Annotated in this window: 28 protein-coding genes; 17 read left to right on the top strand and 11 right to left on the bottom strand. The window is 67.3% G+C overall.

Annotation, left to right across the window (positions count from 1 at the left end):
* The first annotated feature begins 43 nt into the window (after positions 1-43).
* The 3 genes from rph to hemW are packed head-to-tail and all read left to right on the top strand — an operon-like array spanning position 44 to position 2,475.
* Positions 44-760 (top strand): ribonuclease PH, encoded by a 717-nt coding sequence (rph, locus tag AAC014_RS15385; protein ID WP_339710112.1) that lies wholly within the window; start codon positions 44-46, stop codon positions 758-760.
* 3 nt (positions 761-763) lie between these two features.
* Complete coding sequence (rdgB, locus tag AAC014_RS15380; RefSeq protein ID WP_339710110.1) at positions 764-1,360, top strand: RdgB/HAM1 family non-canonical purine NTP pyrophosphatase; 597 nt, start codon at positions 764-766, stop codon at positions 1,358-1,360.
* Positions 1,348-2,475, top strand: a complete 1,128-nt coding sequence (hemW, locus tag AAC014_RS15375) for a radical SAM family heme chaperone HemW (RefSeq protein WP_339710107.1) — start codon at positions 1,348-1,350, stop codon at positions 2,473-2,475. The genes rdgB and hemW overlap by 13 nt, the downstream gene beginning before the upstream one ends.
* Here the strand turns inward: hemW and AAC014_RS15370 are convergent, their stop codons facing one another.
* A complete protein-coding gene (locus AAC014_RS15370) occupies positions 2,476-3,768 on the bottom strand; it encodes a penicillin-binding protein activator (RefSeq protein WP_339710105.1) in 1,293 nt (430 codons plus the stop codon).
* 4 nt (positions 3,769-3,772) lie between these two features.
* Between AAC014_RS15370 and rsmI the strand changes: the two genes are divergently transcribed.
* The 4 genes from rsmI to AAC014_RS15350 are packed head-to-tail and all read left to right on the top strand — an operon-like array spanning position 3,773 to position 6,576.
* Positions 3,773-4,636, top strand: a complete 864-nt coding sequence (gene rsmI, locus AAC014_RS15365) for a 16S rRNA (cytidine(1402)-2'-O)-methyltransferase (RefSeq protein WP_339710380.1) — start codon at positions 3,773-3,775, stop codon at positions 4,634-4,636.
* Complete coding sequence (locus AAC014_RS15360) at positions 4,633-4,992, top strand: YraN family protein (RefSeq protein WP_339710103.1); 360 nt, start codon at positions 4,633-4,635, stop codon at positions 4,990-4,992. The genes rsmI and AAC014_RS15360 overlap by 4 nt, the downstream gene beginning before the upstream one ends.
* Positions 4,993-5,027: 35 nt before the next feature.
* Positions 5,028-5,975 carry a glutathione synthase gene (gshB, locus tag AAC014_RS15355; protein WP_339710100.1) on the top strand — a complete coding sequence of 316 codons (948 nt, stop codon included), beginning with the start codon at positions 5,028-5,030 and terminating at the stop codon, positions 5,973-5,975.
* Between the two features lies 1 nt (position 5,976).
* Positions 5,977-6,576: a DedA family protein gene (locus tag AAC014_RS15350; RefSeq protein WP_339710097.1), complete on the top strand. Its 600-nt coding sequence runs from the start codon at positions 5,977-5,979 to the stop codon at positions 6,574-6,576.
* Positions 6,577-6,581: 5 nt separating this feature from the next.
* Here the strand turns inward: AAC014_RS15350 and AAC014_RS15345 are convergent, their stop codons facing one another.
* Genes AAC014_RS15345 through fsa form a run of 3 tightly spaced genes read right to left on the bottom strand, consistent with a single transcriptional unit; the run spans position 6,582 to position 8,764 of the window.
* Positions 6,582-7,493 carry a tyrosine recombinase XerC gene (locus AAC014_RS15345; protein ID WP_339710378.1) on the bottom strand — a complete coding sequence of 304 codons (912 nt, stop codon included), beginning with the start codon at positions 7,491-7,493 and terminating at the stop codon, positions 6,582-6,584.
* An 11-nt stretch (positions 7,494-7,504) separates the two neighbouring features.
* Complete coding sequence (locus AAC014_RS15340) at positions 7,505-8,068, bottom strand: DUF484 family protein (protein WP_339710094.1); 564 nt, start codon at positions 8,066-8,068, stop codon at positions 7,505-7,507.
* A 42-nt stretch (positions 8,069-8,110) separates the two neighbouring features.
* Complete coding sequence (gene fsa, locus AAC014_RS15335) at positions 8,111-8,764, bottom strand: fructose-6-phosphate aldolase (RefSeq protein WP_339710091.1); 654 nt, start codon at positions 8,762-8,764, stop codon at positions 8,111-8,113.
* Between the two features lie 107 nt (positions 8,765-8,871).
* Here fsa and AAC014_RS15330 point away from each other — a divergent pair, with 107 nt between their 5' ends.
* The 4 genes from AAC014_RS15330 to msrA all read left to right on the top strand — a co-directional run bounded on the left by AAC014_RS15330 (position 8,872) and on the right by msrA (position 12,663).
* The gene (locus AAC014_RS15330) at positions 8,872-11,043 is read left to right on the top strand and encodes a primosomal protein N' (protein ID WP_339710088.1); all 2,172 of its coding nucleotides are present in this window, start codon (positions 8,872-8,874) and stop codon (positions 11,041-11,043) included.
* Between the two features lie 152 nt (positions 11,044-11,195).
* Positions 11,196-11,690: a peptide-methionine (R)-S-oxide reductase MsrB gene (gene msrB, locus AAC014_RS15325; RefSeq protein WP_339710086.1), complete on the top strand. Its 495-nt coding sequence runs from the start codon at positions 11,196-11,198 to the stop codon at positions 11,688-11,690.
* Positions 11,691-11,701: 11 nt separating this feature from the next.
* Positions 11,702-12,091: a peptide-methionine (R)-S-oxide reductase MsrB gene (msrB, locus tag AAC014_RS15320; protein WP_339710084.1), complete on the top strand. Its 390-nt coding sequence runs from the start codon at positions 11,702-11,704 to the stop codon at positions 12,089-12,091.
* Positions 12,088-12,663, top strand: coding sequence for a peptide-methionine (S)-S-oxide reductase MsrA (gene msrA, locus AAC014_RS15315; RefSeq protein WP_339710081.1), 576 nt, complete (start codon positions 12,088-12,090; stop codon positions 12,661-12,663). The genes msrB (AAC014_RS15320) and msrA overlap by 4 nt, the downstream gene beginning before the upstream one ends.
* A 9-nt stretch (positions 12,664-12,672) precedes the next feature.
* Here the strand turns inward: msrA and AAC014_RS15310 are convergent, their stop codons facing one another.
* Positions 12,673-12,969, bottom strand: a complete 297-nt coding sequence (locus AAC014_RS15310) for a hypothetical protein (RefSeq protein WP_339710079.1) — start codon at positions 12,967-12,969, stop codon at positions 12,673-12,675.
* A 268-nt stretch (positions 12,970-13,237) separates the two neighbouring features.
* Here AAC014_RS15310 and AAC014_RS15305 point away from each other — a divergent pair, with 268 nt between their 5' ends.
* Genes AAC014_RS15305 through AAC014_RS15285 form a run of 5 tightly spaced genes read left to right on the top strand, consistent with a single transcriptional unit; the run spans position 13,238 to position 18,120 of the window.
* Entirely contained in the window at positions 13,238-13,801 is a 564-nt protein-coding gene (locus tag AAC014_RS15305; protein WP_339710077.1) for a F0F1 ATP synthase subunit delta, read from the top strand.
* A gap of 6 nt (positions 13,802-13,807) precedes the next feature.
* Positions 13,808-15,337, top strand: a complete 1,530-nt coding sequence (atpA, locus tag AAC014_RS15300; protein ID WP_339710075.1) for a F0F1 ATP synthase subunit alpha — start codon at positions 13,808-13,810, stop codon at positions 15,335-15,337.
* A gap of 13 nt (positions 15,338-15,350) precedes the next feature.
* Entirely contained in the window at positions 15,351-16,235 is an 885-nt protein-coding gene (locus AAC014_RS15295; protein ID WP_339710072.1) for a F0F1 ATP synthase subunit gamma, read from the top strand.
* Between the two features lie 28 nt (positions 16,236-16,263).
* On the top strand, positions 16,264-17,712 hold the full coding sequence (atpD, locus tag AAC014_RS15290; protein ID WP_339710070.1) for a F0F1 ATP synthase subunit beta: 1,449 nt from the start codon (positions 16,264-16,266) through the stop codon (positions 17,710-17,712).
* Positions 17,713-18,120, top strand: coding sequence for a F0F1 ATP synthase subunit epsilon (locus tag AAC014_RS15285; protein WP_339710067.1), 408 nt, complete (start codon positions 17,713-17,715; stop codon positions 18,118-18,120).
* Positions 18,121-18,207: 87 nt separating this feature from the next.
* Here the strand turns inward: AAC014_RS15285 and AAC014_RS15280 are convergent, their stop codons facing one another.
* From AAC014_RS15280 to argH, 6 genes are read right to left on the bottom strand one after another with little or no spacing between them, the layout of a single operon-like run.
* Entirely contained in the window at positions 18,208-18,954 is a 747-nt protein-coding gene (locus tag AAC014_RS15280; protein WP_339710065.1) for an alpha/beta hydrolase, read from the bottom strand.
* Positions 18,930-19,802 (bottom strand): UTP--glucose-1-phosphate uridylyltransferase GalU, encoded by an 873-nt coding sequence (galU, locus tag AAC014_RS15275; RefSeq protein ID WP_339710063.1) that lies wholly within the window; start codon positions 19,800-19,802, stop codon positions 18,930-18,932. The genes AAC014_RS15280 and galU overlap by 25 nt, the downstream gene beginning before the upstream one ends.
* A 19-nt stretch (positions 19,803-19,821) precedes the next feature.
* On the bottom strand, positions 19,822-22,173 hold the full coding sequence (locus AAC014_RS15270; protein ID WP_339710061.1) for a DUF4175 family protein: 2,352 nt from the start codon (positions 22,171-22,173) through the stop codon (positions 19,822-19,824).
* Positions 22,174-22,177: 4 nt separating this feature from the next.
* Positions 22,178-23,446 carry a diaminopimelate decarboxylase gene (lysA, locus tag AAC014_RS15265; protein WP_339710059.1) on the bottom strand — a complete coding sequence of 423 codons (1,269 nt, stop codon included), beginning with the start codon at positions 23,444-23,446 and terminating at the stop codon, positions 22,178-22,180.
* Positions 23,446-23,676, bottom strand: coding sequence for a hypothetical protein (locus tag AAC014_RS15260; protein WP_339710057.1), 231 nt, complete (start codon positions 23,674-23,676; stop codon positions 23,446-23,448). Before AAC014_RS15260 ends, lysA begins: the two co-directional genes overlap by 1 nt.
* Positions 23,673-25,040, bottom strand: coding sequence for an argininosuccinate lyase (gene argH, locus AAC014_RS15255; RefSeq protein ID WP_339710376.1), 1,368 nt, complete (start codon positions 25,038-25,040; stop codon positions 23,673-23,675). The genes AAC014_RS15260 and argH overlap by 4 nt, the downstream gene beginning before the upstream one ends.
* Positions 25,041-25,056: 16 nt before the next feature.
* On the opposite strand from argH, the gene AAC014_RS15250 reads away from it, so the two are divergent.
* On the top strand, positions 25,057-25,923 hold the full coding sequence (locus tag AAC014_RS15250) for a redoxin family protein (protein WP_339710055.1): 867 nt from the start codon (positions 25,057-25,059) through the stop codon (positions 25,921-25,923).
* Positions 25,924-26,009 lie beyond the last annotated feature (86 nt).

Here is a 26,009-nt window from a genome sequence, read left to right as displayed (position 1 = left end):
GTACACGGCGCGGCAGAACCTATTCCCCCGTACAGGAGTTTTCATGCGACCTTCCGGCCGCGCGCCCGACGAGATGCGCACCATCGAAATGATCCCCGGCTTCTCGCGCCACGCCGAAGGATCGTGCCTCGTGAAGTTCGGCGACACGCATGTGCTGGTGACGGCAAGCCTGGAAGAGCGCGTGCCGCCGTTCCTGCGCGGCAAGGGCGAAGGCTGGGTGACGGCCGAGTACGGAATGCTCCCCCGCGCCACGCACACGCGCGGATCGCGCGAGGCCGCGAAGGGCAAGCAATCCGGCCGCACGCAGGAAATCCAGCGCCTGATCGGCCGCTCGCTGCGCACGATTGTGGACCTGAAGGCGCTCGGCGAGCGGCAGATCACCATCGACTGCGACGTGCTGCAGGCCGACGGCGGCACGCGCACCGCCGCGATTTCCGGCGCCTGGGTGGCGCTGCGCATCGCAATCGACAAATTGATGGCGGACGGGCTGCTGACGGTGGACCCCATTCGCGCGCAGGTGGGCGCGATCAGCTGCGGCGTTTATGAAGGCACGGCGGTGCTCGACCTCGATTACCCCGAGGATTCCGCCGCCGAGACCGACGCCAATTTCGTGATGACCGACAAGGGCGGCATCGTGGAGGTGCAGGGCACCGCCGAGCGCGACCCGTTCGACGAGGAGACGCTGCTGCGGATGCTCCGCCTCGCGCGCATCGGCTGCGGCAAGATCTACGCGGCGCAGGCGAAGGCGACCGGGCGCTAAGCGATGGCGCGAAAGCTCCTCCCCGGCACGCTGATCGTGGCGAGCCACAACCCCGGCAAGGTGCGGGAAATCCGTGATCTGCTGGCGCTGTTCGGTATCGAGCCGGTGTCGGCGGGGGATGCGGGCCTGCCCGAGCCGGAGGAGACGGAGACGACGTTTCGCGGCAATGCCGAACTGAAGGCGCTCGCCGCTGCGCGCGGATCGGGGCTTCCGGCGCTTGCCGATGATTCGGGGCTTTCGGTACACGCGCTCGGCGGCGATCCCGGCATTTATTCGGCGCGCTGGGCGGGACCGGAGAAGGATTTCGGCCTCGCGATGCGCAAGGTGCACGAAGCGCTCGGCGATGCCGAGGACCGCAGCGCGCACTTCACCTGCGCGCTGTCGCTGGCGTGGCCGGACGGTCACGTCGAGACGTTCGAGGGCCATGTGCACGGCACGCTCGTGTGGCCGCCGCGTGGCGACCAAGGTTTCGGCTATGATCCGATGTTCGTGCCCGAGGACCACACGATCAGCTTCGGCGAGATGGCGCCGGACGCGAAGCACGCGATGAGCCACCGTGCACGCGCGTTTGCGCAACTGGTTGAGGCATGTCTGAAATAACGGCGCCGCTCGCGCTTTACGTCCACTGGCCATTCTGCGTCTCCAAATGCCCGTACTGCGACTTCAACAGCCATGTGCGCGAGCGCATCGACGAGGCGGCGTGGCGCGACGCGCTGATCGCCGACATGGAATACGAGGCGCGCCTGACGCCTGGGCGGCGGCTTTCGAGCCTGTTCTTCGGGGGCGGCACGCCTTCATTGATGTCGCCCGAAACGGTCGGTGCGATCATCGATGCCGCCGACCGGCTGTGGGGCTTCGAGAACGCCGAGATCACGCTGGAAGCGAACCCTTCGAGCGTCGAGGCCGGGCGCTTCGCGGGGTTCGCCGCGGCGGGGGTGAACCGCGTGTCGCTGGGTCTGCAGGCGCTCGATGACGCGGCGCTGAAGGCGCTGGGACGCGCGCATGATCTTGGCGAGGGACTCGCCGCGCTCGATGTGGCGCAGCGGCATTTCCCGCGCGTGAGCTTCGACCTGATCTACGCGCGCGAGGGGCAGACGCCCGGGGAATGGGAGGCCGAACTGACGCGCGCCTTGGCGTTCGGAACCGAACACCTGTCGCTCTACCAGCTCACCATCGAGCCGGGGACGGCGTTCGCGACGCGCGCGCGGCTAGGGCGGCTGACGTTGCCCGAGGAAGACGCCTCGCTCGGTATGTTCGAGATGACGCGCGCGATGACGGCGGCGGCGGGGCTGCCCGCCTACGAGGTTTCGAACCACGCGCGACCGGGCGCGGAAAGCCGCCACAACCTCACCTATTGGCGCTACGGCGACTACGTTGGCGTCGGCCCCGGCGCGCACGGACGACGCGGCGGCATGGCGACGACCCGCGAACGGCTGCCGGAGACGTGGCTGAAAACGCCGGTGGCGAGCGAAACCCCACTCGAAGCCAACACGCGCGCCGACGAGGCGCTGATGATGGGGCTGCGCCTGCTCGAAGGCTTAGACGAGGCGGTCTTCACGACGCGCACGGGCGTTGCGCTCGACGACGTCATCAGTCCTGCTGGCCTTGCGGAAACCACGCAGCTGGGGCTGGTTGCGCGTGAGAACGGTCGCTTGCGACTGACCCATACGGGCCAGCCGCTGCTGAATGCGGTGATCGCCCGGCTGATGGCCTGATCAGGCCCCCGGACGCTTCGCGAAGGTGCGCGGCGCGGGTGAGACGACTGTCGTTCCAGAGGCACCCACCTGCCCCACTTCAAGGCCACGATCAGCGATGCCTGAGGCGCCGAACCGGAAGATGCCGTCGACGCCCGCAAAGCCATCCGCATCGCGAAGGCGCGCTTCGGGGAAGCTGGATCCGATCGTCCAGTCGCCCGCAATCGCATTCACCAGCAGCACCGAATCATAGCCGAGGCTGGCGAGCCGCGAGGGCGCGCCGCCGAACTTCGCCCGGTAGCGGGAGGCGAGCTGCTGGAACCGCGTGTCGGGTACACTGGCGTACCACGCGCCGTGCAGCCCCTGAACGCTGCGGATGCCGGGTTCGGCGTTCCAGAGCTCGGGGCCGAGGTAGCGCACCTTGCCCGGCCCGGCGCCGTACTGCGTGAGCGGGCCGAGGAAGGCGGACGCGATCTGACTGCCGTCCGCGATCAGCAGCGCCTGGAAAGAGACCGGCCCCAAACGGTCCTGCACCGGCGCGACCGTGCCGTCGGCGCGCACGATGCCGCCCTGGCTCGCCCGCGCGACGCGCGCTTCGTAATCGGTGAGGCGGCGCACGGCGGCCTGCAGCTTGGCGCGCGAGCGTTCGTAGGTTTCGACCGCAGTGACCTTGCCGCCCGATTCGCGCACCGCGCGCAGCATCGCGCCCGAAGCCCGCTGGCCGTAATTGCCGACCGGCACGAGCGCGCCGAAGCGCTCCACGCCCTGCGCGCGCGCATAGCGCACGACACGGTCGATCGACTGATCGGGCTGGAAGCCAAGGATATAAACCCCGTTTCCGGCGACCTCTGCGTCATTCGAATACGAGATGATCGGGATACCCGCCGCCTTCGCGACGCCGCGCACGGCAGTGACATCCGCCGTGAGCAGCGGCCCGAGGAACAGTTTGTTGCCCTCCGCAACCGCGCGGCGCGCGGCAGCGGCGGCGCCGGGCGCGGTATCATAGACGGTGAGCTTGATGTTCGTGTTCTTCACATCGAGCAGCGCCATGTTCGCGGCGTTCGCCAGCGATTGGCCGACACGCGCGGTGCCCCCCGACATCGGCAGCAGCAGAGCGACGCGGTTTTGGGGAATTTCTTTCGGCGCTTCCACGACCGGCACAGGCGCCGGCGGCGCCTCCACTTGCGGCGCTTTCTGGACTGTTTGCGTACAGGCGGCGGCGGCAAGCGCCACCATCGGCAGCGCCGTCCGCTTCAGGCCGGAAAAACAGCGATTCCAAAATCGCCCGCGGCCCTCCATGCTGTAAATCGACATGTCCATGGCACCCTTACCCCCAGAATCTGAACCCGGTGATCTTGAACCCGGCCTTTACATCGTGGCGACGCCCATCGGCAACCTGGGCGACATAACGCTCCGTGCGGCCGACGTGTTGAGGTCCGCAGGCTTAATCGCCGCTGAAGATACGCGCGTGACAGCAAAACTGCTCGCCCGCATCGGCAGCGACCGCCCGATGGCACCCTATCACGACCATAGTGACAGCCGCGTGCGCTCACGCCTGCTGGAACGTATGCGAAATGAATCGGTTGCACTCGTGAGCGACGCGGGCACGCCGCTGATTTCCGATCCCGGCTTCAAGCTGGTGCGGGAGGCGCGCGCCGAAGGCATCAGCGTGACGACGATCCCGGGGCCGTGCGCGGCGATTGCGGCGCTGACGCTCGCGGGGCTACCCACCGACCGCTTCCTGTTCGCGGGCTTCCTTCCGGCGAAAGCGAAAGCATCGGCGGACACAATCGCGGAATTCGCGGGGCTGGATGCGACGCTCGTGTTCTACGAATCCGGCCATCGGCTTGCGCGGTCGCTTGAGGCACTGAAAGATGGCCTCGGCGACCGCCCCGCCGCCGTGGCGCGCGAGATTACCAAGGCGTTCGAGGAAACCGTGACGGGCACGCTCGGCGAACTCGCCGCGCGCTATGCGGACGCGCCGCCCAAGGGCGAGATCGTCATCGTCGTCGGCCCGCCCGAACCCGCCGCCCCGGCGGACGCCGACACGCTTGACGCCGCGCTCGCTGCCGCGATGGCAACCCAGCCGCTGAAATCCGCCGTGGCGGAGGTAAGCGCCGCGCTCGACCTCCCCCGCAAACAGGTTTACGCCCGCGCGCTCGAACTCCGCGACAACGCATGACACGACAAGCGGCCGAACGGCGCGGCCGCCGCGCCGAACGCATCGCGGCGATGTGGCTCAGGCTCAAAGGCTACCGCATCCTTGGGGAACGCGTGCGGACCCCGGCGGGCGAAATCGACATCGTCGCAAGACGCGGCCGGATGCTGGCATTCGTGGAGGTGAAAGCCCGCAATGACGAGACCGACGCTTCCGCCGCGCTCGAACCCGCGCGCCTGCGCCGTGTCGCGCGCGCCGCCAACCTCGCGCTCGGCCGCTACATGGCAGGCTGCGACGGCGCGCGCATCGACGCGCTGGTCATCTCGCGCGGCCGCCTGCCCCGCCACATCGAAGGCGTGGTCGACGGGGATTGGGCTTAGCTGCTAGACGGCCTTCGCGAATCAAAGGAATGCCCATGAGCCTCACCGTCGCTGTCCAGATGGACCCCATCGAGCGCGTCAACATCGCGGGCGATTCGAGCTTCGCGCTGATGCTGAAGGCGCAGGAGCGCGGCTACACGCTGTATCACTACCTCGCCGACCAGCTTTCGTGGCGCGACGGGCGCGTAATCGCGCACGCGCGGCCCGTTTCCGTGCGCAACGTCGCGGGCGATCACTACACACTCGGCGAGGCGCGCAACCTCGACCTCGGCAGCGACGTGGACGTCGTGCTGATGCGGCAGGATCCCCCGTTCGACATCGGCTACATCACCGCCACGCACCTTCTGGAGATGCTGGACGGCGAAACGCTGGTCGTGAACAACCCGCGCGAGGTGCGGAACGCGCCCGAGAAGCTTTTCGTCACGCAGTTCGCCGACCTGATGCCGCCGACGCTGATCACCCGGCGGCTTGAAGAGGTGATGGCATTCCGCAAGAAACACGGCGCCATCGTCGTGAAGCCGCTGCACGGCAATGCGGGCGCCGCCGTGTTCAAGCTGGGCGAGGACGACGGCAACCTTCCCGCGCTTGTCGAGCTGTTCTCGAACGTATGGCGCGAACCCTTCATGGTGCAGCGTTTCCTTCCCAAGGTGAGCGACGGCGACAAGCGCATCGTGCTCGTCGACGGGGAGATCGCGGGCGCCATCAACCGGCTGCCCAAGGCGGGCGAAATTCGCTCCAACCTCGCGGCGGGCGGCAATGCGGCCAAAACGCAGCTTACGGCGCGCGAGGAGGAAATCTGCGCGCGACTGGGGCCGGAGCTGAAACGGCGCGGGCTGCTGTTCGTCGGCATCGACGTGATCGACGGCAACCTCACCGAAATCAACGTCACCTCACCCACCGGCATCGTGGCGATCGACCGTTTCAACGGCACCGATACGCCAGGCATGATCTGGGACGCGATATTGAAGCGGCTTTCCCGCTGATATGGGTGAATGGGTCCAGCAGCTGATTGCCGAGAGTGGTTATCTCGGCATCGCCTTCCTGATGTTTCTGGAAACGGTGTTCCCGCCAATCCCGAGCGAAGTCATCATGTCTTTCGCCGGGCTTGAAGCCGCGAAAGGCGGGTTCAGCCTCATAGGCGCCATTGCGGCCGGCACCACGGGCGCGATGTTCGGCAACGTCTTCTGGTATCTGCTCGCCAAGCAGATCGGCATCCACCGCTTCGATCCCATTGTCCGGCGCTTCGGCCGTTGGCTGACCGTCAGCCTCGGCGACATCGAGAAGGCGCACAAGTGGTTCGACCAGCACGGCGCGGCCTTCGTGCTGTTCGGGCGGATGCTGCCGACGCTCCGATCGCTCATTTCCGTGCCTGCGGGCTTCATGGAAATGAACTTCCAGCGCTTCGTCATCTATTCGACCATCGGCACCGCGGGATGGACGGCGCTGCTCGCCGTCGCGGGCTTCAAGCTCGGGCAGGATTATGCGGAGATCGAGGCCTATGTCGGGCCGGTGGGCACCGCCGTGATCGTATTGTGCGTGGCCGGCTACCTTTGGCGCGTCATCACCTGGAAGCCCCACGAATAGGCGGATCAAGCGCGCGGGTGCGCGTGCCGGTAAACATCGAGCAGTCGCGCCGCATCGACCTCCGTGTAGACCTGCGTCGACGACAGGCTGGCGTGGCCGAGCAGCTCCTGAATCGAACGCAGGTCCGCGCCGCGCGCCAGCAGATGCGTCGCGAAGCTGTGGCGGAGCGCGTGCGGTGTCGCTGAGGGCGGCAGGCCAAGCGCGGCGCGCGCGGCGCGCATCGCGGCGCGGATCATCCCCGGCGACAGCGGCCCGCCCTTCGCGCCCCGGAACAACGGCGTGCCGGGCGCAGGCGTGAACGGCGCAAGCGCGAGATAGGCCTCGATCGCCTCGCGCACCTTCGGCAGCACGGGGACGACGCGCGTCTTGCCGCGCTTGCCGGTGACGGTGATCGCCGCGCCGATCGGAAGCACGTCGCCCGTGAGCGACAGCGCCTCCGCGATGCGGAGGCCCGAGCCGTAGAGCAGCAGCAGCACCGCCGTATCGCGCGCGCCGATCCACGGTTCGCGCGCATCCTCGCCCGCGTGGTCGGCAACGCCGGTGGCATCGGCAGGCGCGAGCGGGCGCGGCACACGCTTTTTCAGACGCGGCGAGGCGAGGCCTGCGATCGCCTTGCAATCGATGCCGCGGTGCTTTCTGGCCCAGCGAAAGAAACTGCGGAGCGAAGCCACCTCGCGCGCGACGGAGACGTTGGCGAGACCTTCGGTGCGGCGGTGCGCGAGATAGGCGCGGAGATCGGCGAGGCTGAGCGCGGCGAGCGCGCTGTCCGTAACCGCAGCACCCAGATGCCCGCCAAGGAAATGCACGAAGCCATTGAGGCTCGTCTGATAGGCGCGGAGTGTGTGCGCGGAGCGGCGCTCGGCAGCTTCGAGGTGGCCGAGCCATTCCGCGACGCGGGCGTGCGCGGGCTGGTTCAGCGCAGGCGTTTCTAGGGCTCGATCTGCATCCACCGCGCGATCATGCGCGAAACCACATCGCCGAGAAAGGCGAGAAGCTCGTTGCCATGATAATCGCCGAAATTGTGCGGAGTGCGCGAACCGAGCGCGATGATGCCGGTGGGCGCGGGCGGCGTGGGCCGCAGAGCGATCAGCGCCTCGGAGCGGATGAGGTCGGCGGCGGGGCCGAAAACCGGCGAGCCGTGCTTGACGTTCCGCGCCTGCCCCACGGGGAGCAGGTGGCACCAGAGCTCAACCTGCTCGGGATCGATGAACTGGACGCCGCTCGCGCTGGCGCGGATGCCCTGTCCGCTTGTGGTGAGCCCCAGGCCGACGGCATCGATGCGGAGGATATCGACCCAGTCCTGCGTGACGACGTGGATCAGATGCTCGAAGTCGCTCGCATCCAGCGCGGCGAGCGCGGCGGCGTGGATCTGCTGCACGGCGCCTGCGTGACCGCGCGCATAGGCGAGCAGATCATTGTTTGCCTCGCCGAGAACAGCGACACGGGTGCGCAGGCGAACCAGCGCTTCGGACTGGAAATCGAGAACGGCCATGCCCGCGACTCTATCGCGGACATGGTTAAGAGAAGCTGAGCGTTACAGGATGGACTGGCCGGTCTTTTCCCAATCGGCGAGGAAGCCGGCGATGCCCTTGTCGGTGAGCACGTGGTTGAAGAGCGCGCGGATCACGGCGGGCGGCGCCGTCATCACGTCCGCGCCGATCTTCGCCGATTCGAGCACATGAATCGGGTGACGGATGCTGGCGACGAGGATTTCGGTCCCGAAGTCGTAGTTGTCGTAGATGAGGCGGATGTCGCTGATCAGCTGCATCCCATCGAGGCCGTTGTCATCGTGACGGCCGACGAACGGCGAGATGAAGGTCGCCCCCGCCTTCGCTGCGAGCAGCGCCTGATTCGCCGAAAAGCAGAGCGTGACGTTGACCATCGTGCCGTCGCTGGTGAGCGCCTTGCAGGTCTTGAGCCCATCGATGGTGAGCGGCACCTTGATCGCGATGTTATCGGCGATTTTGCGGAGAACTTCGGCCTCCTTCATCATCGTCTCGTGATCGAGCGCGACGACTTCGGCCGAAACCGGGCCTTCGACGATCTTGCAGATTTCCGTCACGACCTCGACAAAACCGCGCCCCGACTTGTGGATCAGCGACGGGTTCGTCGTCACGCCGTCGAGGAGCCCGGTGGCGGCGAGGTCGGCGATGTCCTTGGTGTCGGCGGTGTCGACGAAGAATTTCATGGGTCGGGCTTTCGAAAGAGGCGTTTGAACAGCCCTTAGCGATTCGAATCGCAGGGCGTCCATAGCGCGGCTTTGCCTTCGCGGGCGCACCCCTACATAAGGACGCGATGCCCGCCCCCCGCCTCCGTGTTCTCACCCGCAATGCCGCGCTCGGCCCCCTCGATTACCGGGCGCCGGCGGACGGCGTGCCGGTGGGGAGTGTCGTACGCGTGCCGCTGGGGCCGCGCGAGCTGCACGGCGTGGTGTGGGAGGCTGACCGGTTGCCGACGACGGAGGTCGCGGACACGAAGCTGCGGCCGATTCTGGGCGTCGCGCCTGTGCCGCCGATCCCGGCAAGCGTGCGGCGGCTCGTCGAGTGGGTGGCGGCTTACTACCTCGTGCCGCCGGCCGCCGTGCTGCGCATGGTGCTGTCCGTTTCCGCCGCGCTCGATGGCGCGCGCACCGTTACGGAATACCGGGTTTCCGGCATCCTGCCCGAACGCATGACGGAGAAGCGCGAGGCCGCACTCTCTTCGCTCGGCGATGCGCAGGGGCTGGTGCGCGAGCTTGCCGAATGGTCGGGCGTGTCCGACGCGGTGATTCGCGGGCTCATTTCGGCAGGTGCGATCGAGCCGGTGACGGTGTCGGTGGACCGCGCGCCGCCGCTTCCCGACCCAAGTTTCGGCCCGCCCGTGCTTGAGGCGGAGCAGGAAGCCGCCGCCTCGGCACTGGTCGCCGCAGTGAAGGCGCATGATTTCGCACCCTTCCTGCTCGACGGCGTCACCGGATCGGGCAAGACCGAGACGTATCTCGAAGCCGTCGCTGCAGCGCTCGACGCGGGCGGTCAGGCGCTCGTGCTGCTGCCCGAAATCGCGCTGACCGAGCCGTTCCTGCGCCGGTTCGAGGCGCGCTTCGGCTGCAAGCCCGTGCAGTGGCACAGCGACCTCCGCTCATCCGAGCGGCGCACCGCATGGCGCGCGGCGGCGAGCGGCGCGGCGAAGGTGGTGGTGGGCGCACGCTCGGCGCTGTTCCTCCCCTACCCCGACCTTCGGCTGATCGTGGTGGACGAAGCGCACGAGACGAGCTTCAAACAGGAGGACGGCGTTCCCTATCACGCGCGCGATGTCGCCGTGATGCGCGCGCAGATTGAGGAGATTCCCATCGTCCTCGCAACCGCGACGCCCGCGATCGAAACGCTGGCGCAGGTGCAGCGCGGCCGATACCGTCACCTTGAACTCGCCAGCCGCTTCGGCGGCGCGCAGATGCCCGGCATCGAAGCGATCGACCTGCGCGTCACGCCGCCCGAACAGGGCCGCTGGCTGGCGCCGCCGCTCGTGGAGGCGATGAAGGCGACGCTGGCGCGCGGTGAACAGGTGCTGCTGTTCCTCAACCGGCGCGGCTACGCGCCGCTGACGCTCTGCCGCCACTGCGGCACACGCATCGAATGCCCGAATTGCACGGCGTGGATGGTTGAACACCGGCTGGTCAAACGCCTGCAATGCCACCACTGCGGGCTCGTAGAGGCGGTGCCGGAAGCCTGCCCCGAATGCGGCGAAGAACACAGCCTCGTCCCCTGCGGGCCGGGCGTGGAGCGCATCGCCGAAGAGGTCGCGGCGCTGTTCCCGGACGCGAACGTCGCGCTCGTCACATCGGACACGATCCACTCCCCCGCGCAGGCGAAGGCGCTCGTCGACAGCGCGCTCGCGGGCGAGATCGACATCTTCATCGGCACGCAGCTCATCACCAAGGGCTACCACTTCCCCGAACTGACGCTCGTCGGCGTCGTCGATGCGGACCTAGCGCTGAAGGGTGGCGACCTTCGCGCGGGCGAGCGCAGCTTCCAGCAGATCAGCCAGGTGGCGGGGCGCGCGGGGCGCGGGCAAAAGCCGGGGCACGTCTATATCCAGACGCACCAGCCCGAAGCGCCCGTGCTCGCCGCGCTCGTTGCAGGCGATGCGCCCGGCTTCTACGCCGCCGAGACCGAGGCGCGCCGCGCCGCCGCGATGCCGCCGTTCGGACGGCTGGCGGCGATCATCGTTTCCGGACCGGACGAGGCGGAGGTGGCGGCAACGGCGCGTGCGATCGGCCGCGCAGCGCCGACGGGCATCGACGGGCTCACCATCCTTGGCCCCGCGCCGGCCCCGCTTTCGCTGCTGCGCGGACGCTTCCGGCACCGGCTGCTCGTCCACGCCGCGCGGCGGGCGGACGTGCAGGGGCTGATCGCTGACTGGCTGGGAGGGGTGGAAGTGCCCCGCAACGTGCGCGTCGCTGTGGACATCGACCCTTACAGTTTCGTTTAGAGCGCTGCGTGAAAACCGGCGCAGGACCGCGCTCTGCCTTTGTTGTCGCATCGTTTCGTGCGGAATACCGGTTCCCACTTTTCCGCACGATGCTTTAGAAGCTTGTAACCTTTTGGACGGCTCATACGTATAATCCCACGGAGGATGTGTGCATGATCCGACGTGAATTTCTGGGTTTGGGCGCCGGTTTGCTGGGCGCCGGTCTGGTGGGCCGCTGGGCGCTTGCCGGGGACGAGAAGCCGGTCTGGGACTTCCCCGTCCGCTATAGCGATGCCGAATGGAAACGCCGCCTGACAGGCGAACAATATTATATCCTGCGCGAAGCGGGCACCGAACGCCCCTTCACGAGCCCCCTGCTGAAGGAAAAGCGCAAGGGCACCTTCACCTGCGCGGGCTGCGCGCTGCCGCTCTACCGTTCCGCCGACAAGTACGACAGCGGCACCGGCTGGCCGAGCTTCACGCGCGCCGTGAAAGATGCCGTGCTGACGAAGCGCGACCTCACCCTGGGCATGGTGCGCACCGAGGTGCTCTGCCGCCGCTGTGGCGGGCATCTGGGGCATGTCTTCAACGACGGGCCGCCGCCCACCGGAAAGCGGCATTGCATCAATGGCGACGCGCTCGATTTCGTCCCCGCCCGAACCACATGACAGGACAGAAGATGGACACGTCACTGACTGAAACTGAATGGAAAGCGCGCCTGACCTCCGAACAGTATCGCGTGCTGCGCGAGGCCGGCACCGAGCGGCCCTGGTCGAGCCCGCTCAACGACGAAAAGCGCGAGGGCGAGTTCGTCTGCGCGGGCTGCGGCGCCGTGCTTTACCGTTCCGCCGACAAGTTCGACAGCGGCTGCGGCTGGCCGAGCTTCACGCGCGCGGACGGCGAGATCATCGAACGTCCCGACCATAGCCACGGCATGGTCCGCACCGAGCTGCTGTGCGGCAACTGCGGCGGGCACCTCGGCCATGTGTTCGACGACGGCCCCCTCCCCACCGGCAAGCGCCACTGCATCAACGGCGTGTCGCTGGCGTTCGAACCGGAAAGCGAATGAAACGCGCCCTCGCCCTTGCGCTGCTTGCAGCCGCCGCATTCGCACCCGCCGAAAGCCCGCGGCGCGCGGAGGCCGTCTTTGCGATGGGCTGTTTCTGGTCCGCCGAGGCTGCGATGGAAAAGCAGCCCGGCGTCATTGAAGCGGTGTCGGGCTTTGCGGGCGGGCATGTGAAGAACCCGTCGTATCGCAAGGTCACTGAAGGCGGCACGGGCCATCTCGAAGCCGTGCGCGTCGTCTATGATCCGACGAAAACGAGCTATGCGAAGCTGCTCGACGCCTTCTGGCACAATATCGATCCGTTCGATCCGGCCGGCCAGTTCTGCGACAAGGGCGCCTCCTACCACACCGCCGTGTTCGCCGCGAATGCCGACCAGCGCACACTGGCGGAAGGCGACAAGGCGCGAATCGAAAAACACTTCGGCAAGACCGTGACGACCGAGATCCGCGACGCCGCCCCGTTCTACCCCGCCGAGGGCTACCATCAGGATTTCGCGAAGCGGAACGCCCTGCGCTACCGCGCCTATCGCTACGGCTGCGGACAGGACCGGCGGCTGAAGGCGGTGTGGGGGTAGGATGCCCCGCTAATAGCGCACGGTTTCTTGCGCGATCGGGCACCATTTCTCGTCGTATTCGCCGCGCTTGCGGGCAGCCTCGCACTTGCGGCGGGCCTTCCCGATGCGCTCTTCCTGCTTCCTGATCTCGCGGCCGCGCTTCTCGTCCGCCTCCGACTGGCTGGTGGTGACGGCATCGACCCCGGCACTCGCCGCCTTGACGGGCAGTGTCACGATGTCGACCGCCGTGCGGGCGATGCACGCCGGAAGCAGCAGCGCCAGGAGCGGCAAAAGGAAGCGGGCGGGCGCGAATCGTACAGTACGCAAGACATTCAACCCTTCGGCAAAGGACGCCCCCTCCATACGCCCATCCCGATGAACAATCGCAACCTTTAGTGCTTTTTTGGCTTACAATGTGGGCATTTCGTCGCGTGCCCGTCAGGCCGTGTTTTGCCGCCTCTTGCTGCCTTGCAACATGGAGGGGTGCGTGCTAGTCGGCCCCCGCCAGTCGTGAAGGGGGTGCATTCGCGTGCCCTTCGCTATGCGCAGGCAATTCGACATCCGGGCTTACACCGAACGAGACCCAAGAGGACGCGTGGATACAGGCGGCAATACAGGGAGCAGGGCACACGGACTTTCGGGGCGTTACGCCACCGCATTGTTCGATTTGGCCCGTGACGGCAAGGCGATCGAGTCTGTCGAGACGAGCCTTGCTGCGGTTCGCGCCGCGCTTTCCGAATCGGAAGACTTCCGCGGGCTGACGCTGTCGCCCCGGATCGGACGCGGCGAAGCGGCGAAGGCCGTGGCGGGTGTCGCGAAGGCGCTGGATCTCGATCCACTGACCACGAAATTCCTTGGCGTGCTTGCGGAAAACCGCCGCCTCGGCGCGCTTTCCGCGATCATCCGCGACTATAACGGCCTCGCCGCCGCCCATCGGGGCGAGGTGACCGCCGAAGTCACGGCCGCGCAAGCGCTGACCGCGAAGCAGCAGCACGCGCTGAAGGCAAAGCTGAAATCCGGTCTCGGCCGCGACGTGGCGCTCGACGTCAATGTCGACCCCGCCATTCTCGGCGGCCTCGTCGTGAAGGTCGGCAGCCGCATGATCGACAGTTCAATCCGTACCAAGCTTGGCGCGATGGCGCAGGCGATGAAAGGCTAAGGCAAGATGGATATCCGCGCCGCCGAGATTTCGGCCATCATCAAGGACCAGATCGCGAACTTCGGCACCGAAGCGCAGGTCTCGGAAGTCGGCCAGGTGCTGTCGGTCGGCGACGGCATCGCGCGCGTCCACGGCCTCGACAACGTCCAGGCGGGCGAAATGGTCGAGTTCCCGGGCGGCATCAAGGGCATGGCGCTGAACCTCGAAGTCGACAACGTCGGCGTCGTGATCTTCGGGTCGGATTCGACCATCAAGGAAGGCGACACCGTCAAGCGCACCGGCGACATCGTCGACGTGCCGGTCGGCAGGGGCCTTCTGGGCCGCGTCGTCGACGCGCTCGGCAATCCCATTGACGGCAAGGGCCCCATCGAATCGACCGAGCGCCGCCTCGTCGAGGTGAAGGCGCCGGGCATCATCCCGCGCAAGTCGGTGCACGAGCCGGTGCAGACCGGCCTCAAGGCGCTCGACGCGCTCGTCCCCGTCGGCCGCGGCCAGCGCGAGCTGATCATCGGCGACCGTCAGACCGGCAAGACCGCCGTCGCGCTCGACACCTTCATCAACCAGAAGGGCGCCAACGCGGGCACGGACGAATCGAAGAAGCTTTATTGCATCTATGTCGCCATCGGCCAGAAGCGTTCGACCGTGGCGCAGATCGTGCGCGCGCTCGAAGAGAACGGCGCGATGGAATATTCGATCGTCGTCGCCGCCACGGCCTCTGAGCCGGCGCCGCTGCAGTTCCTCGCGCCCTACACGGGCTGCGCGATGGGCGAATATTTCCGCGACAATGGCATGCACGCCGTCATCGTGTACGACGATCTTTCCAAGCAGGCCGTCGCTTACCGCCAGATGTCGCTGCTGCTGCGCCGCCCGCCGGGCCGCGAAGCCTATCCGGGCGACGTGTTCTATCTGCACTCGCGCCTTCTGGAGCGCGCCGCGAAGCTCAACGACGCGAACGGCAACGGTTCGCTCACCGCGCTTCCGATCATCGAAACGCAGGCCGGCGACGTGTCTGCCTACATTCCGACCAACGTGATTTCGATCACCGACGGCCAGATCTTCCTTGAAACCGACCTGTTCTATCAGGGCGTGCGTCCGGCCATCAACGTCGGCCTTTCGGTCAGCCGCGTCGGTTCCGCCGCGCAGACCAAGGCGATGAAGAAGGTCGCGGGCTCGATCAAGCTGGAGCTGGCGCAGTACCGCGAAATGGCGGCGTTCGCGCAGTTCGGTTCGGATCTCGACGCCTCGACGCAGCGGCTTCTCAATCGCGGCGCGCGCCTCACCGAGCTTCTGAAGCAGCCGCAGTTCTCGCCGATGCCGGTCGAAGAGCAGGTCGCTTCGATCTTCTCGGGCGTGAACGGCTATCTCGACGGCATCCCGGCGAACGCCGTGACGCGCTTCGAAGCCGCATTCCTCTCGGATCTGCGTGCCAACAACGGCGAAGTCCTGCGCAGCATCCGCGAGACAGGCGCGCTCTCCGACGAAACCACGGCCAAGCTGCACGAAATCCTCAAGGAATTCGTGCGGACCTTCGCATAAGGCCGGACCCTAGATGGCAACCCTCAAATCCCTCAAGCTTCGGATCGCCTCGGTCAAATCGACCCAGAAGATCACGAAGGCTATGAAGATGGTGGCGGCCGCCAAACTGCGCCGCGCGCAGGAAGCCGCTGAGGCGGGCCGTCCCTACGCGAGCCGGATCGAAGCGGTCGTTGCCTCTCTGGGTGCGCGCATCACGCCGGGTCCGCAGACCTCCAAGATGCTGACGGGCTCGGGCAAGGAGGAGACCTATCTCCTCGTCGTCTGCACGTCGGACCGTGGCCTTGCCGGCGCCTTCAACGCGAATATCGTGAAAGCGGCGCGCCAGCGCGCGCAGGCGCTGATCGCCGCGGGCAAGACGGTGAAATTCTATCTCGTCGGCAAGAAGGGCGGCGCCGTTATCCGCCGCCTGTTCCCCGGCACGATCATCGCATCCACCGAGTTCGCGGGCGTCAAGCAGATCGCGTTCGAGCACGCCGCGCCGATCGCCGATGACATCGCCGCACGCTACGAGGCGGGCGAGTTCGATGTCGCCTACATGTATTATGCGAAGTTCCAGTCGGCACTGGTGCAGGAGCCGACCGAGCAGCAGATCCTCCCCGTTCCGGTGCAGGCCGGCGGCGGCGAGGCAGCGGCGGGTGTCTCCGCGGCCGTCGAGTACGAGCCGGACGAGGAAGGCATTCTCGCGGACCTGTTGCCGCGCAACCTTTCGGTGCAGATCTTCCGCGCGCTCCTGGAAAACGCCGCGTCCGAGCAGGGCAGCCGCATGACCGCGATGGACAACGCCACGCGCAACGCCGGCGACATGATCAACCGCCTGTCGATCCAGTACAACCGGCAGCGCCAGGCAGCGATCACCACCGAACTCGTCGAGATCATTTCGGGCGCCGAAGCGCTCTAGTCAGATACGAAGGCAAGGATAGAGACCCATGGCCAAGACGACCAACAACACCGGCCGCATCGCGCAGGTCATCGGCGCCGTCGTCGACGTGCAGTTCGAGAAGGAACTGCCGGCGATCCTTTCGGCGCTTGAAACGACGAACCAGGGCAAGCGCCTCGTTCTCGAGGTTGCGCAGCACCTCGGCGAGAACATGGTCCGCACGATCGCCATGGACGCGACGGACGGCCTGACGCGCGGCCAGGACGTCACCGATACGGGCGCGCAGATCCGCGTGCCGGTCGGCCCGCAGACGCTCGGCCGCATCCTCAACGTCATCGGCGAGCCGATCGACGAGCGCGGCCCGGTGAACACCGATCTCAGCGCCCCGATCCACGCCGAGGCCCCGCTGTTCGTCGACCAATCGACGGAAACCTCGATCCTCGTCACCGGCATCAAGGTCATCGACCTGCTCGCGCCTTACGCGAAGGGCGGCAAGATCGGCCTGTTCGGCGGCGCCGGCGTGGGCAAGACCGTGCTCATCCAGGAGCTGATCAACAACATCGCCAAGGGGCACGGCGGCACCTCGGTGTTCGCGGGCGTCGGCGAGCGCACCCGCGAGGGTAACGATCTCTATCACGAGTTCCTCGACGCGGGCGTCATCGCCAAGGACGCCGACGGCAACCCGACGCCGGAAGGCTCCAAGGTCGCGCTCGTGTTCGGCCAGATGAACGAGCCGCCGGGAGCGCGCGCGCGCGTCGCCCTGTCGGGCCTGACGATTGCCGAATACTTCCGCGACGTCGAAGGCCAGGACGTGCTGTTCTTCGTCGACAACATCTTCCGCTTCACGCAGGCGGGCTCGGAAGTGTCGGCGCTGCTCGGCCGCATTCCTTCGGCGGTGGGCTATCAGCCGACGCTGTCGACGGACATGGGCCAGCTTCAGGAGCGCATCACCTCCACCAACAAGGGCTCGATCACCTCGGTGCAGGCCATCTACGTGCCCGCCGACGATCTTACCGACCCGGCGCCGGCGACGTCGTTCGCCCACCTCGACGCGACGACCGTGCTCAGCCGCGCGATTTCGGAGCTGGGCATTTATCCAGCCGTCGATCCGCTCGACTCCACCTCGCGCGTGCTTGAGCCGCGCGTCGTCGGCCAGGAGCATTACGAGACGGCCCGCCGCGTTCAGGAAATCCTGCAGAAGTACAAGTCGCTGCAGGACATCATCGCCATTCTCGGCATGGACGAGCTCTCGGAAGAGGACAAGCTGACCGTCAGCCGCGCCCGCAAGATCCAGCGCTTCCTTTCGCAGCCGTTCCACGTCGCCGAAGTCTTCACCGGCATCCCCGGCAAGTTCGTCGCGATCGAGGACACGGTCCGCTCGTTCAAGGCGGTTGTGGACGGCGAGTACGATCACCTTCCGGAAGCAGCCTTCTACATGGTCGGCGGCATCGAAGAGGCGGTCGAGAAGGCCAAGAAGATGGCGGCGGAAGCAGCCTAAATGGCGGACAACCTCCACTTCGAACTGGTGAGCCCCGAGCGGCTTCTACGTTCCGGCGACGTCCACATGGTGGTCGTGCCGGGCACGGAAGGTGACTTCGGCGTGCTTGCGGGCCACGCGCCTTTCATGTCCACGATCCGTCCCGGCGCGATCGAGGTTTATGAAAGCGCGAGCAGCCCGGCGACGCGCATCTTCATCGACGGCGGCTTTGCCGAGGTGAACGACAGCGGTCTCACCATCCTCGCCGAAAACGCGGTTCCGGTCGCGGAGATCAAGGCCGACGAGGTTTCCAAGAAGCTCTCCGATGCCCGCGAGGACGTGCGCCTCGCGAAGACGGACATCGAGCGTGCCGTCGCTGAAAAGCAGGTTGCCCGCTACGAGGCAATGCAGGCCGTCGCCACCAACTGAGCGCACAGCTGCAAGACTGCCGAATGAAAAAGGCCCGTGCATGAAAATGCCGGGCCTTTTTCTATTGAGGGGTTCAGCCGCGCACCGTCAGCCCTTCGGTCGGTAAGGTCCCCACCCTGCTTCCGGCTGCGCCAGCCGATCGGCCACGATGCGTAGCACGTCGGCGTTCCACGCAAGCCCGATATGCGTGCCGCGCACTTTCAGCGTCTCCCACGTCGGGCCGCTGCCGATGTCGGCGCTCTCGGGTGCTACGATGCCGTCGAACGGTGTCAGGATCGACGTCACCGGTACCGGCGGCAACTCCATGAGATTGGTTTCGATCGGCGGCGCGTCCACGCTATGGTCGTTCAGCCGCTCGTAGAGCCGCCACGCGTTGTTGGCGTGGAGGTCGCGGGCGGCAGGCGTTCCCAGCGTTACGATCAGGCGCACGCGGTCGGGGATGCGTTTCGCGATCTCGCGCGCATAGAGCCCGCCGAGGCTCCAGCCGACGAGGCTCACTTTGCGCTTCTGCCCGGCATGCACCGACTTCACATAATGCACCATCTGCGCAAGCAGGCCGGGTTTGAGGCCGAGATTGGTACCAAAGCGCCACCCGGCATTCCAATAGCCGAGCGCCGTGAGACGGCGCCGGAGCGGCCACGTGAGCGCATCGCCGGCAAGGAAGCCGGGAAACACCAGCACGGGATGACCATCGCCCTTCGCGAGGCCGTGCGTCCGGCTTTTCATGACGAACCGGCACAGTTCCGGCACGGCCTTCACCTCCAGCGCAAAGCGCCCGAGCGACGGCGGTTGAAGGCCGGACGGCGGCATCAACGCACGTTCGCGTCGATCCACGCCCTCACTTCCGGGCCGATGTCCGCGCGTTCGAGCGCAAGCGCGATGTTCGCCGTCACGTAGCCGGCCTTGTCGCCGCAATCATAGCGCGTGCCTTCGAACGGCAGCGCGTGGAAAGGCGAACTGCCGATCAGTTCCGCCATCGCGTCGGTAAGCTGTATCTCGTCACCCGCGCCGCGCTTGCGCGCCTCCAGCTTATCCATGATGGCGGGTTCGAGGATGTAGCGGCCGATCGCCGCCATCGTGGAGGGCGCATCGGCGGGCTTCGGCTTCTCGACGAGGCCGAGCACTTCGGTAAGCGCACCGCGCTGTGCGCCTGGCGAGACGATGCCATAGCGGTGCGTGTGTTCGCGCGGCACATCGAGCACACCGATCACATTGCCGCCAACTTCGGCGTGCGCCTCGATCATCGCCTTCAGGCAAGGCCGCGCCGGATTCCAAAGCAGCTCGTCAGGCAGCAAAACCGCGAACGGATTATCGCCGATCAGATGCCGCGCGCACCAGACGGCATGGCCAAGCCCAAGCGGCTCGCGCTGACGGACATAGGCGATCGTCCCGGCTGCAAAGCGCGTGCCCTCAAGCTGCGCCAGCACCTCGCTCTTGCCGCGTTCGCCGAGAGTGGATTCGAGTTCGTAGTGGCGATCGAAATGGTCTTCGATGGCGTTCTTGCCACGGCCGGTGACGAAGATCATCTGCTCGATCCCCGCCGCCACCGCCTCGTCGACCGCATACTGGATCAGCGGCCGGTCGACGACGGGCAGCATCTCCTTGGGCATCGCTTTCGTCGCGGGCAGAAACCGCGTGCCGAGACCGCCGACGGGAAACACCGCTGTCCGAACCTTGCGCATCCGCTCTCGCTCTCCCATCCTAGAAACGCTTGAGAAGCCTAAGGTAATAGCCCCGTTCCTCTTCCGAACGCGAGGGGTCGCTTGCGCGTTCTTCGAGAATCTTTCGTATCTGCTGGATACGCCGCACATCCGCCTGGTCTGGCAGCTTGACTGCGCCCTGCCCGAACCCCGTGCCGGGACGCCCGAGCGGATCGAGGCCCGAGCCTGCCGCGCCCGGCTGCATCGCGCCCGCGCCCGCCGCCTGCGCCATCTGCTGCGCCGTCGCCTCCGCCGCGTTCGCCGCCTGCCGGAGCAGATCGAGCGCGCGCGTTTGCGCCCGGATCGCACCACCTGCATCCCCGGTGCCGAGCGCGCGTGCCGCTTCCCCCATTGCCTTCGCGGCCGCGCCGAGCGGCTGCGGCGCCGGCACACCGGCCGCGCCGAACTGTTTGACGAGCGCTTCGGTGTCCGACCCCAGCGTGCGCTGCGGCGGAGCATTTTCGCGAAGGCCGCTGTCGTTTCCGAACGAGGCCTCGATCATGTCGGCGATCGTCGCGTCGCGCAGCGCGCCCTGCCGCGCCTCGATCGCGCGCAGTGCCTGTGCGGCCTCGGCAGCGGCGGCGGCGCGGGCCTGTGCCGCCGGATCGGGCGGCGCATTGCCGAAGCGGATCGTTTCCATGAGCTGACGAAGGTTCGCGAGCGCCTCTGCCGCCCCTGCCTTGTCGCCTGCCGCCAGCCGGTCACGAAGGTCCGCGAACATCTGGTCGAGGAAACCGAGATCGACCGACGCGCCCGCGCCGCCTGCCGATGAGGGCGGCTGGGCACCGCCTTCGGCAAGTGCGGCTTGGATCTGGCGGCTGAGATACTCGCTCATCGCAGCTTCCAGCCGGTCCGCCATCGCCGCAAGCGAAGCGTCATCGCCCGCGCCGATGCCACGCGCCAGATCTTCCATCGCGCGGCGCATCGCATCCATCGCCTGCGTCGCGCCGCCATCTTCAAGATCGGTGGCGATGTCCCACAGCAACGCCGCGATGCTGTCCCGCGCGTCCTTGCGCGTATCGTGGACGAGCCGCCACGTCGCGGCGCGCAGACCTGCGAACACGCCGAGGTCGCCCTGATACGCGGGATGGTCTGCCGCCAGCCCCGAAAGGCGGCGCGCTATGATGCTTCTTTTTGCGCCGGCGAGCAGATCGGCGCGCACGGCGACGATCGCCTGCGCGAGCGGGTTGGCGAAGCGGCGCTGTGGGAGCGTGATACGGATGGGCGGCGACACGCCCTCTTGCCCCGCGCCGTCGGTGGCGACGAACATCAGTTCGACGGTTGATCCGGCGAACGGATGCGGCGTGAGATCGGCGAAGACGCTGCCCCGGCCGGGCGGCACGCGCGTTTCAAGATCGACGTCACGCACGTCCTTGCCACGCCGGACGCGCAGCGACAGCGCGGAGACACCGTGATCGTCGCGCAGGCGGAAGCCGAGCCGAAGCGCGCCGGTGGGGGTGATGCCAGGATCGCCATCGAAACGGATCGCAGGCCTGATATCGGCGGCGAGCGAAAGATCGAGCGCGGCGATGCGCCTGGCGCCCTGTTGCACGCTGTATTCGCCTGCGCGTTTCAGCGGAAAGGACACGCGCCCACCTTCCGCCGCTGCATCGATGCCCGGTCCGGCGACATGCCAGGCGCCTTCAAGGCCTTCGACGCGGATCGTCACCCGGCTTGCGGCGAGGCCATCAAGCGCGGCACCCGCGCCGCCCTTCAGATCGATACGGCGCGGCGGCGCGCCTACATAGGCGGGCGGCTCCAGCGTGACCGCGATACGCACGCCTTCGAGCGTCGTCGACCATGGCGAGAAGGCGGCCGCCAGCCTCTGCGGCGCTTCCGCCTTCGCGAGCATCAGGCCGAGGAACAGCGCCGTGCCGATGAGCGGCCAGAGCCCGTAACGGGTTTCGAGCGTCGGTTGCCATTCGAGGCGACCCAGGCGTGGACGAAATTTCCGTGCATCGGCCAGCGCACGGTCCCAGAGCGCGGCGGCGAAGCCATCGGGATCGCTGACGGGTGCGTCGTCGACGAGCGCAAGCACCCCCCGGCTGAGCCCGCCGCCTCGCTCCAGTCGGGCCCGGCGCGCAGCGGGCGTGGGAATGCCGATGCGCCATGCTGCACGAACCAGCAAGGCAGCACTGCCGACGATGAGGAGTGCGAGCAGCGCGACGCGCAGCGTGCCCGGCAGCACCTGTGCGAGCCCAAGCAATGCGGCTGCGATCCACAGCAGCCAGAGCGTGAGCACAAGGCCAAGCTCGCGCGGCAGCGCGCGCTCTGCGGCGAGAACGATGCCCGAAAGGGCGAGCGGCGCGCGCATCGCGGCAAGGAAGGCTTGCTGCGGCGCGGGCGCGGTCATCGCGCTACCCTACCCAGTTCGGCACGCGGTCCTGCGCGATCAGATCCTCGATCGTGCTGCGCGGCCGCACCAGCGCCCACTTGTCGCCCTTCACCAGCACTTCGGGCGTCAGCAGGCGGGAATTGTAGGTCGAAGCCATCGCTGCACCATAAGCGCCCGCCGTACGGAATACGACCAGATCGCCGGCCTCCACCGCTGGAATCTCACGCCCTTCCGCAAACGTGTCGCCGGTTTCGCAGACCGGGCCGACCACGGTGGCGATCATGCGCGCATCCGTTTGCATCACCGAATCGATGTCGTGCCACGCGTCGTAGAGGCTGGGGCGGAGCAGATCGTTCATCGCCGCGTCGATGATGACGAAGTCGGTCGTCGCGCCGCTCTTTACGCGGATGACGCGCGAGACGAGCACGCCCGCGTTCCCCACGATCACGCGCCCCGGCTCGAAGGTGAGGCGCACGTCCCAATCCGCGGTGACGCGCGCGACCATGGCACCGTAGGCCTCGGGAAGCGGCGGTCCGGGCGTGTGCGCCGCATAGGGCACGCCGAGTCCGCCGCCGAGATCGGCGCGGCTGACCGTGTGGCCCGCCGCGCGCAGCTCCGCAATCAGGGCGCCAAGACGGGTGAACGCCTGCTCCAGCGGGGCAAGATCGGTCAGCTGGCTGCCGATATGGAGCGCGACGCCGACCGGCTCGATGCCGGGAAGTGCCGCTGCCAGCGCAAACGCCTGCTGCGCGGTATCGATCGGAATGCCGAACTTGTTCTCGGCCTTGCCGGTCGAAATCTTGGCGTGCGTGCCCGCGTCCACATCGGGGTTCACACGGAACGCCACCGGCACCGTGCGCCCCATGCGCGCCGCGACCGCCGAGAGCATCTCCGCCTCGGGCAGCGATTCAAGATTGATCTGAAAGACGCCCGCGTGAATCGCGGCCTCCATCTCGTCGGCCGTCTTGCCGACGCCCGAGAAGACGATGCGCTCGGCCGGGACGCCCGCCGCGAGCGCGCGCTTCATCTCGCCGAGCGAAACGACGTCCGCCCCCGCGCCGATCCGCGCCAGCGTCGCGATCACCGCCTGGTTCGAGTTCGCCTTCACCGCATAGGCGACGAGCGGCGGAGCATTGCCTGCACCCGCCACCGCATCGCGGAACACGGTGAAGTGCCGCTCGATCGTCGCCGACGAATAGCAATAGAAGGGCGTGCCGACGGCGTCCGCAAGCGCGGCCACGTCGACATCCTCGGCCATCAGGCGGCCGTTCCTGTGCTCAAAATGGTCCATCAGAGCCCCGGCGGCAGATCAAATTCGTCGTCGCGGCGCTCTTCCGAGCGGCGGACGGGATCGTCGACGCGCGCGGGCGCGGCCTGCGCAGGCGGCTCGAGCATTTGTTCGGTCGTCAGCGGTTCCTTGACGCCGGGCGGCGGCGCGGGCGGGCCACCCTCCGGCCACGCGAGCGGACCCTTGGCACCGCACGCGGCAAGCAGAAGCAGGAGTGGAAGCGCCGCCTTCATGCGCCCGCCCCCCGCGCGGTCGCAACCGCCGCGCGCACGTTCGCGGGCGACGTGCCGCCGAAGCTGGTCCGGCTCGCGACCGACGCATCGACCGTGAGCACGCCGAAAACCCGCTCATCGATCCGCGCATCGATACCGCACAGCGTCTCCAACGGCAGGTCGGCAAGGTCGCAGCCCGCCGCCTCGGCAGCCGCGACGCAGCGCCCGGTGATGTGATGTGCCTCGCGGAAAGGCACGCCGCCCTCACGCACCAGCCAGTCGGCAAGGTCGGTCGCGGTGGAAAAGCCCGTGCCCGCCGCCGCGCGCATCCGGGCGGTATCGAACGTGATCGTCTCCACCATGCCGGTCATCGCGGCGAGGCAGAGCGCGAGCGTGTCGAACGCCTCGAACACCGGCGCCTTGTCGTCCTGCATGTCCTTCGAATAGGCGAGCGGCAGGCCCTTCATGATGATGGCGAGCCGCTGGTATGCGCCTAGGAACAGACCCGCCTTCGCACGTACGAGTTCGGCGGCATCGGGGTTGCGCTTCTGCGGCATGATCGATGAGCCGGTCGAGAAAGCATCGGGCAGCTTGACGAAGCCGTAGGGCTGGCTCGCCCAGATGATGATCTCCTCGGCAAGGCGCGACAGATGCAGCCCTGCCATTGCTGCGGCGGAAAGGAATTCGAGCGCGAAGTCGCGGTCCGAGACGGCGTCGAGGCTATTCGCCATCGGGCGATCGAAGCCGAGTGCCTTCGCGGTCGCCTGGCGATCGATCGGGAACGACGTGCCTGCAAGCGCTGCGGCGCCGAGCGGCGATTCGTTGAGCCTTGCCCGCGCATCGGCGAAGCGGCCGCGATCACGCCGCGTCATCTCGTGATACGCCATCAGGTGATGGCCGAGCGTCACCGGCTGCGCGGTCTGCAGATGCGTGAAGCCCGGCATCACATCCGCCGCGTGCTGCTCCGCGCGCATGAGGAGCGCCTTCTGGAAACCGCCGAGCCCTGCATCGATCGCGTCGATCGCATCGCGGACCCACAGGCGGAAATCGGTCGCCACCTGATCGTTGCGCGAGCGCGCCGTGTGCAGCCGCCCGGCGGGCTCGCCGATGATTTCCTTCAGCCGCGCCTCGACATGCATGTGGATGTCTTCGAGCGCGGCGTTTTCTACAAGACCGCCCGCTTCATACTCCGCTTCGATCGCATCGAGGCCGCGCGCGATTTCGGAAGCGTCACCCTTGGAAAGGATGCCCGCCGCCGCCAGCATCGCGGCGTGCGCGCGGCTGCCGGCGATGTCCTGACGCCACAGGCGCTTGTCCACACCGATGGAAACATTAATGTCGCGCATGACTGCCGACGGCCCTTCAGCGAAGCGGCCGCCCCACATGTCATTGGAGTTTGCAATGCGGTCTGTAATGTTCGCGATCCTCGTTCTCATGCCGCTTTCCGCCTGCGGCAAGGCCAAGGAGGCCGATAAAGCAGACGCGCTCGCCCCGCAAGAAAGTGCGGCTCCGGCGGCAAAGAAAGCGGAGACCGGCACGGTCGATACGTCACAGGCCGGAACCCCCGCGCCGACGCAGGCCTTTGCGCGCGCGGACGGCACCAAGGTGACGCTCGCCGATTATCGCGGCAAACCCGTGCTCGTGAACCTGTGGGCAACCTGGTGCGCGCCGTGCGTCGCCGAAATGCCCGCGCTCGACGGACTCGCGAAGGCGAAGGCGGGCGAGATGGCGGTGGTCGGCATCAGCCAGGATCTGCAGGGCTGGGAGAAGGTGAAGCCTTTCCTCGCCAAGGCGAAGCTTCAGCATATGACCATCCTCCTCGACGAGGAAGGCGCGCTCGCCACCACGCTCGGCGCGCCGGGCCTGCCCTTCACCGTGCTTTACGACGCGACGGGCAAGGAAATCTGGCGCGTCAACGGGCCGCGCGAATGGGATCAGCCGGGCGGCTTTCCCGAACCGGCCGCGTCAGGGCCTCCGGTCCGCTTCCATGCGGTCGGGCAGGAACCGGGCTGGACGATGGACATCGCAACCGGCCACAATGTGGAGGTGATCGCCGATTACGGTTCGAAGACCGCGACGTTCAAGGCGCCCGCCCGCCTCGCGCTCGAAGGCACGAGCAGCTTCGCCGTTTCACAGGGCAAATCGTCGCTCGCCGTCTCGATCGTAAAGAAGGCCTGCGAGGACGCGATGAGCGGCAAGCCCTACGCCTACACCGTCACCATGACGCTTGATCGCAAGCGCTACGAGGGCTGCGGCGAAGTTCTCTAAGTCGTCGACACATAAAGCGGACGGTCAGCTGCCGTTTAGAGTTTCGGACGCCGTGAGGCGTCGGAAAGTCGGCGGTGCCCGAACCC

This window comes from uncultured Sphingosinicella sp. (assembly GCF_963974575.1).
Taxonomy (GTDB): domain Bacteria; phylum Pseudomonadota; class Alphaproteobacteria; order Sphingomonadales; family Sphingomonadaceae; genus Sphingosinicella.
Note: the sequence above shows the minus strand (reverse complement) of the source record. Positions and strands in the feature narration are given on the sequence as shown.

Coding starts and splice junctions, on each gene's coding strand:
- rph (WP_339710112.1), top strand. CDS start 44: ATGCGACCTTCCGGCCGCGCGCCCGACGAGATGCGCACCATCGAAATG.
- rdgB (WP_339710110.1), top strand. CDS start 764: ATGGCGCGAAAGCTCCTCCCCGGCACGCTGATCGTGGCGAGCCACAAC.
- hemW (WP_339710107.1), top strand. CDS start 1,348: ATGTCTGAAATAACGGCGCCGCTCGCGCTTTACGTCCACTGGCCATTC.
- AAC014_RS15370 (WP_339710105.1), bottom strand. CDS start 3,768: ATGTCGATTTACAGCATGGAGGGCCGCGGGCGATTTTGGAATCGCTGT.
- rsmI (WP_339710380.1), top strand. CDS start 3,773: ATGGCACCCTTACCCCCAGAATCTGAACCCGGTGATCTTGAACCCGGC.
- AAC014_RS15360 (WP_339710103.1), top strand. CDS start 4,633: ATGACACGACAAGCGGCCGAACGGCGCGGCCGCCGCGCCGAACGCATC.
- gshB (WP_339710100.1), top strand. CDS start 5,028: ATGAGCCTCACCGTCGCTGTCCAGATGGACCCCATCGAGCGCGTCAAC.
- AAC014_RS15350 (WP_339710097.1), top strand. CDS start 5,977: ATGGGTGAATGGGTCCAGCAGCTGATTGCCGAGAGTGGTTATCTCGGC.
- AAC014_RS15340 (WP_339710094.1), bottom strand. CDS start 8,068: ATGGCCGTTCTCGATTTCCAGTCCGAAGCGCTGGTTCGCCTGCGCACC.
- fsa (WP_339710091.1), bottom strand. CDS start 8,764: ATGAAATTCTTCGTCGACACCGCCGACACCAAGGACATCGCCGACCTC.
- AAC014_RS15330 (WP_339710088.1), top strand. CDS start 8,872: ATGCCCGCCCCCCGCCTCCGTGTTCTCACCCGCAATGCCGCGCTCGGC.
- msrB (WP_339710086.1), top strand. CDS start 11,196: ATGATCCGACGTGAATTTCTGGGTTTGGGCGCCGGTTTGCTGGGCGCC.
- msrB (WP_339710084.1), top strand. CDS start 11,702: ATGGACACGTCACTGACTGAAACTGAATGGAAAGCGCGCCTGACCTCC.
- msrA (WP_339710081.1), top strand. CDS start 12,088: ATGAAACGCGCCCTCGCCCTTGCGCTGCTTGCAGCCGCCGCATTCGCA.
- atpA (WP_339710075.1), top strand. CDS start 13,808: ATGGATATCCGCGCCGCCGAGATTTCGGCCATCATCAAGGACCAGATC.
- AAC014_RS15295 (WP_339710072.1), top strand. CDS start 15,351: ATGGCAACCCTCAAATCCCTCAAGCTTCGGATCGCCTCGGTCAAATCG.
- atpD (WP_339710070.1), top strand. CDS start 16,264: ATGGCCAAGACGACCAACAACACCGGCCGCATCGCGCAGGTCATCGGC.
- AAC014_RS15285 (WP_339710067.1), top strand. CDS start 17,713: ATGGCGGACAACCTCCACTTCGAACTGGTGAGCCCCGAGCGGCTTCTA.
- galU (WP_339710063.1), bottom strand. CDS start 19,802: ATGCGCAAGGTTCGGACAGCGGTGTTTCCCGTCGGCGGTCTCGGCACG.
- AAC014_RS15270 (WP_339710061.1), bottom strand. CDS start 22,173: ATGACCGCGCCCGCGCCGCAGCAAGCCTTCCTTGCCGCGATGCGCGCG.
- lysA (WP_339710059.1), bottom strand. CDS start 23,446: ATGGACCATTTTGAGCACAGGAACGGCCGCCTGATGGCCGAGGATGTC.
- AAC014_RS15260 (WP_339710057.1), bottom strand. CDS start 23,676: ATGAAGGCGGCGCTTCCACTCCTGCTTCTGCTTGCCGCGTGCGGTGCC.
- argH (WP_339710376.1), bottom strand. CDS start 25,040: ATGTGGGGCGGCCGCTTCGCTGAAGGGCCGTCGGCAGTCATGCGCGAC.
- AAC014_RS15250 (WP_339710055.1), top strand. CDS start 25,057: ATGCGGTCTGTAATGTTCGCGATCCTCGTTCTCATGCCGCTTTCCGCC.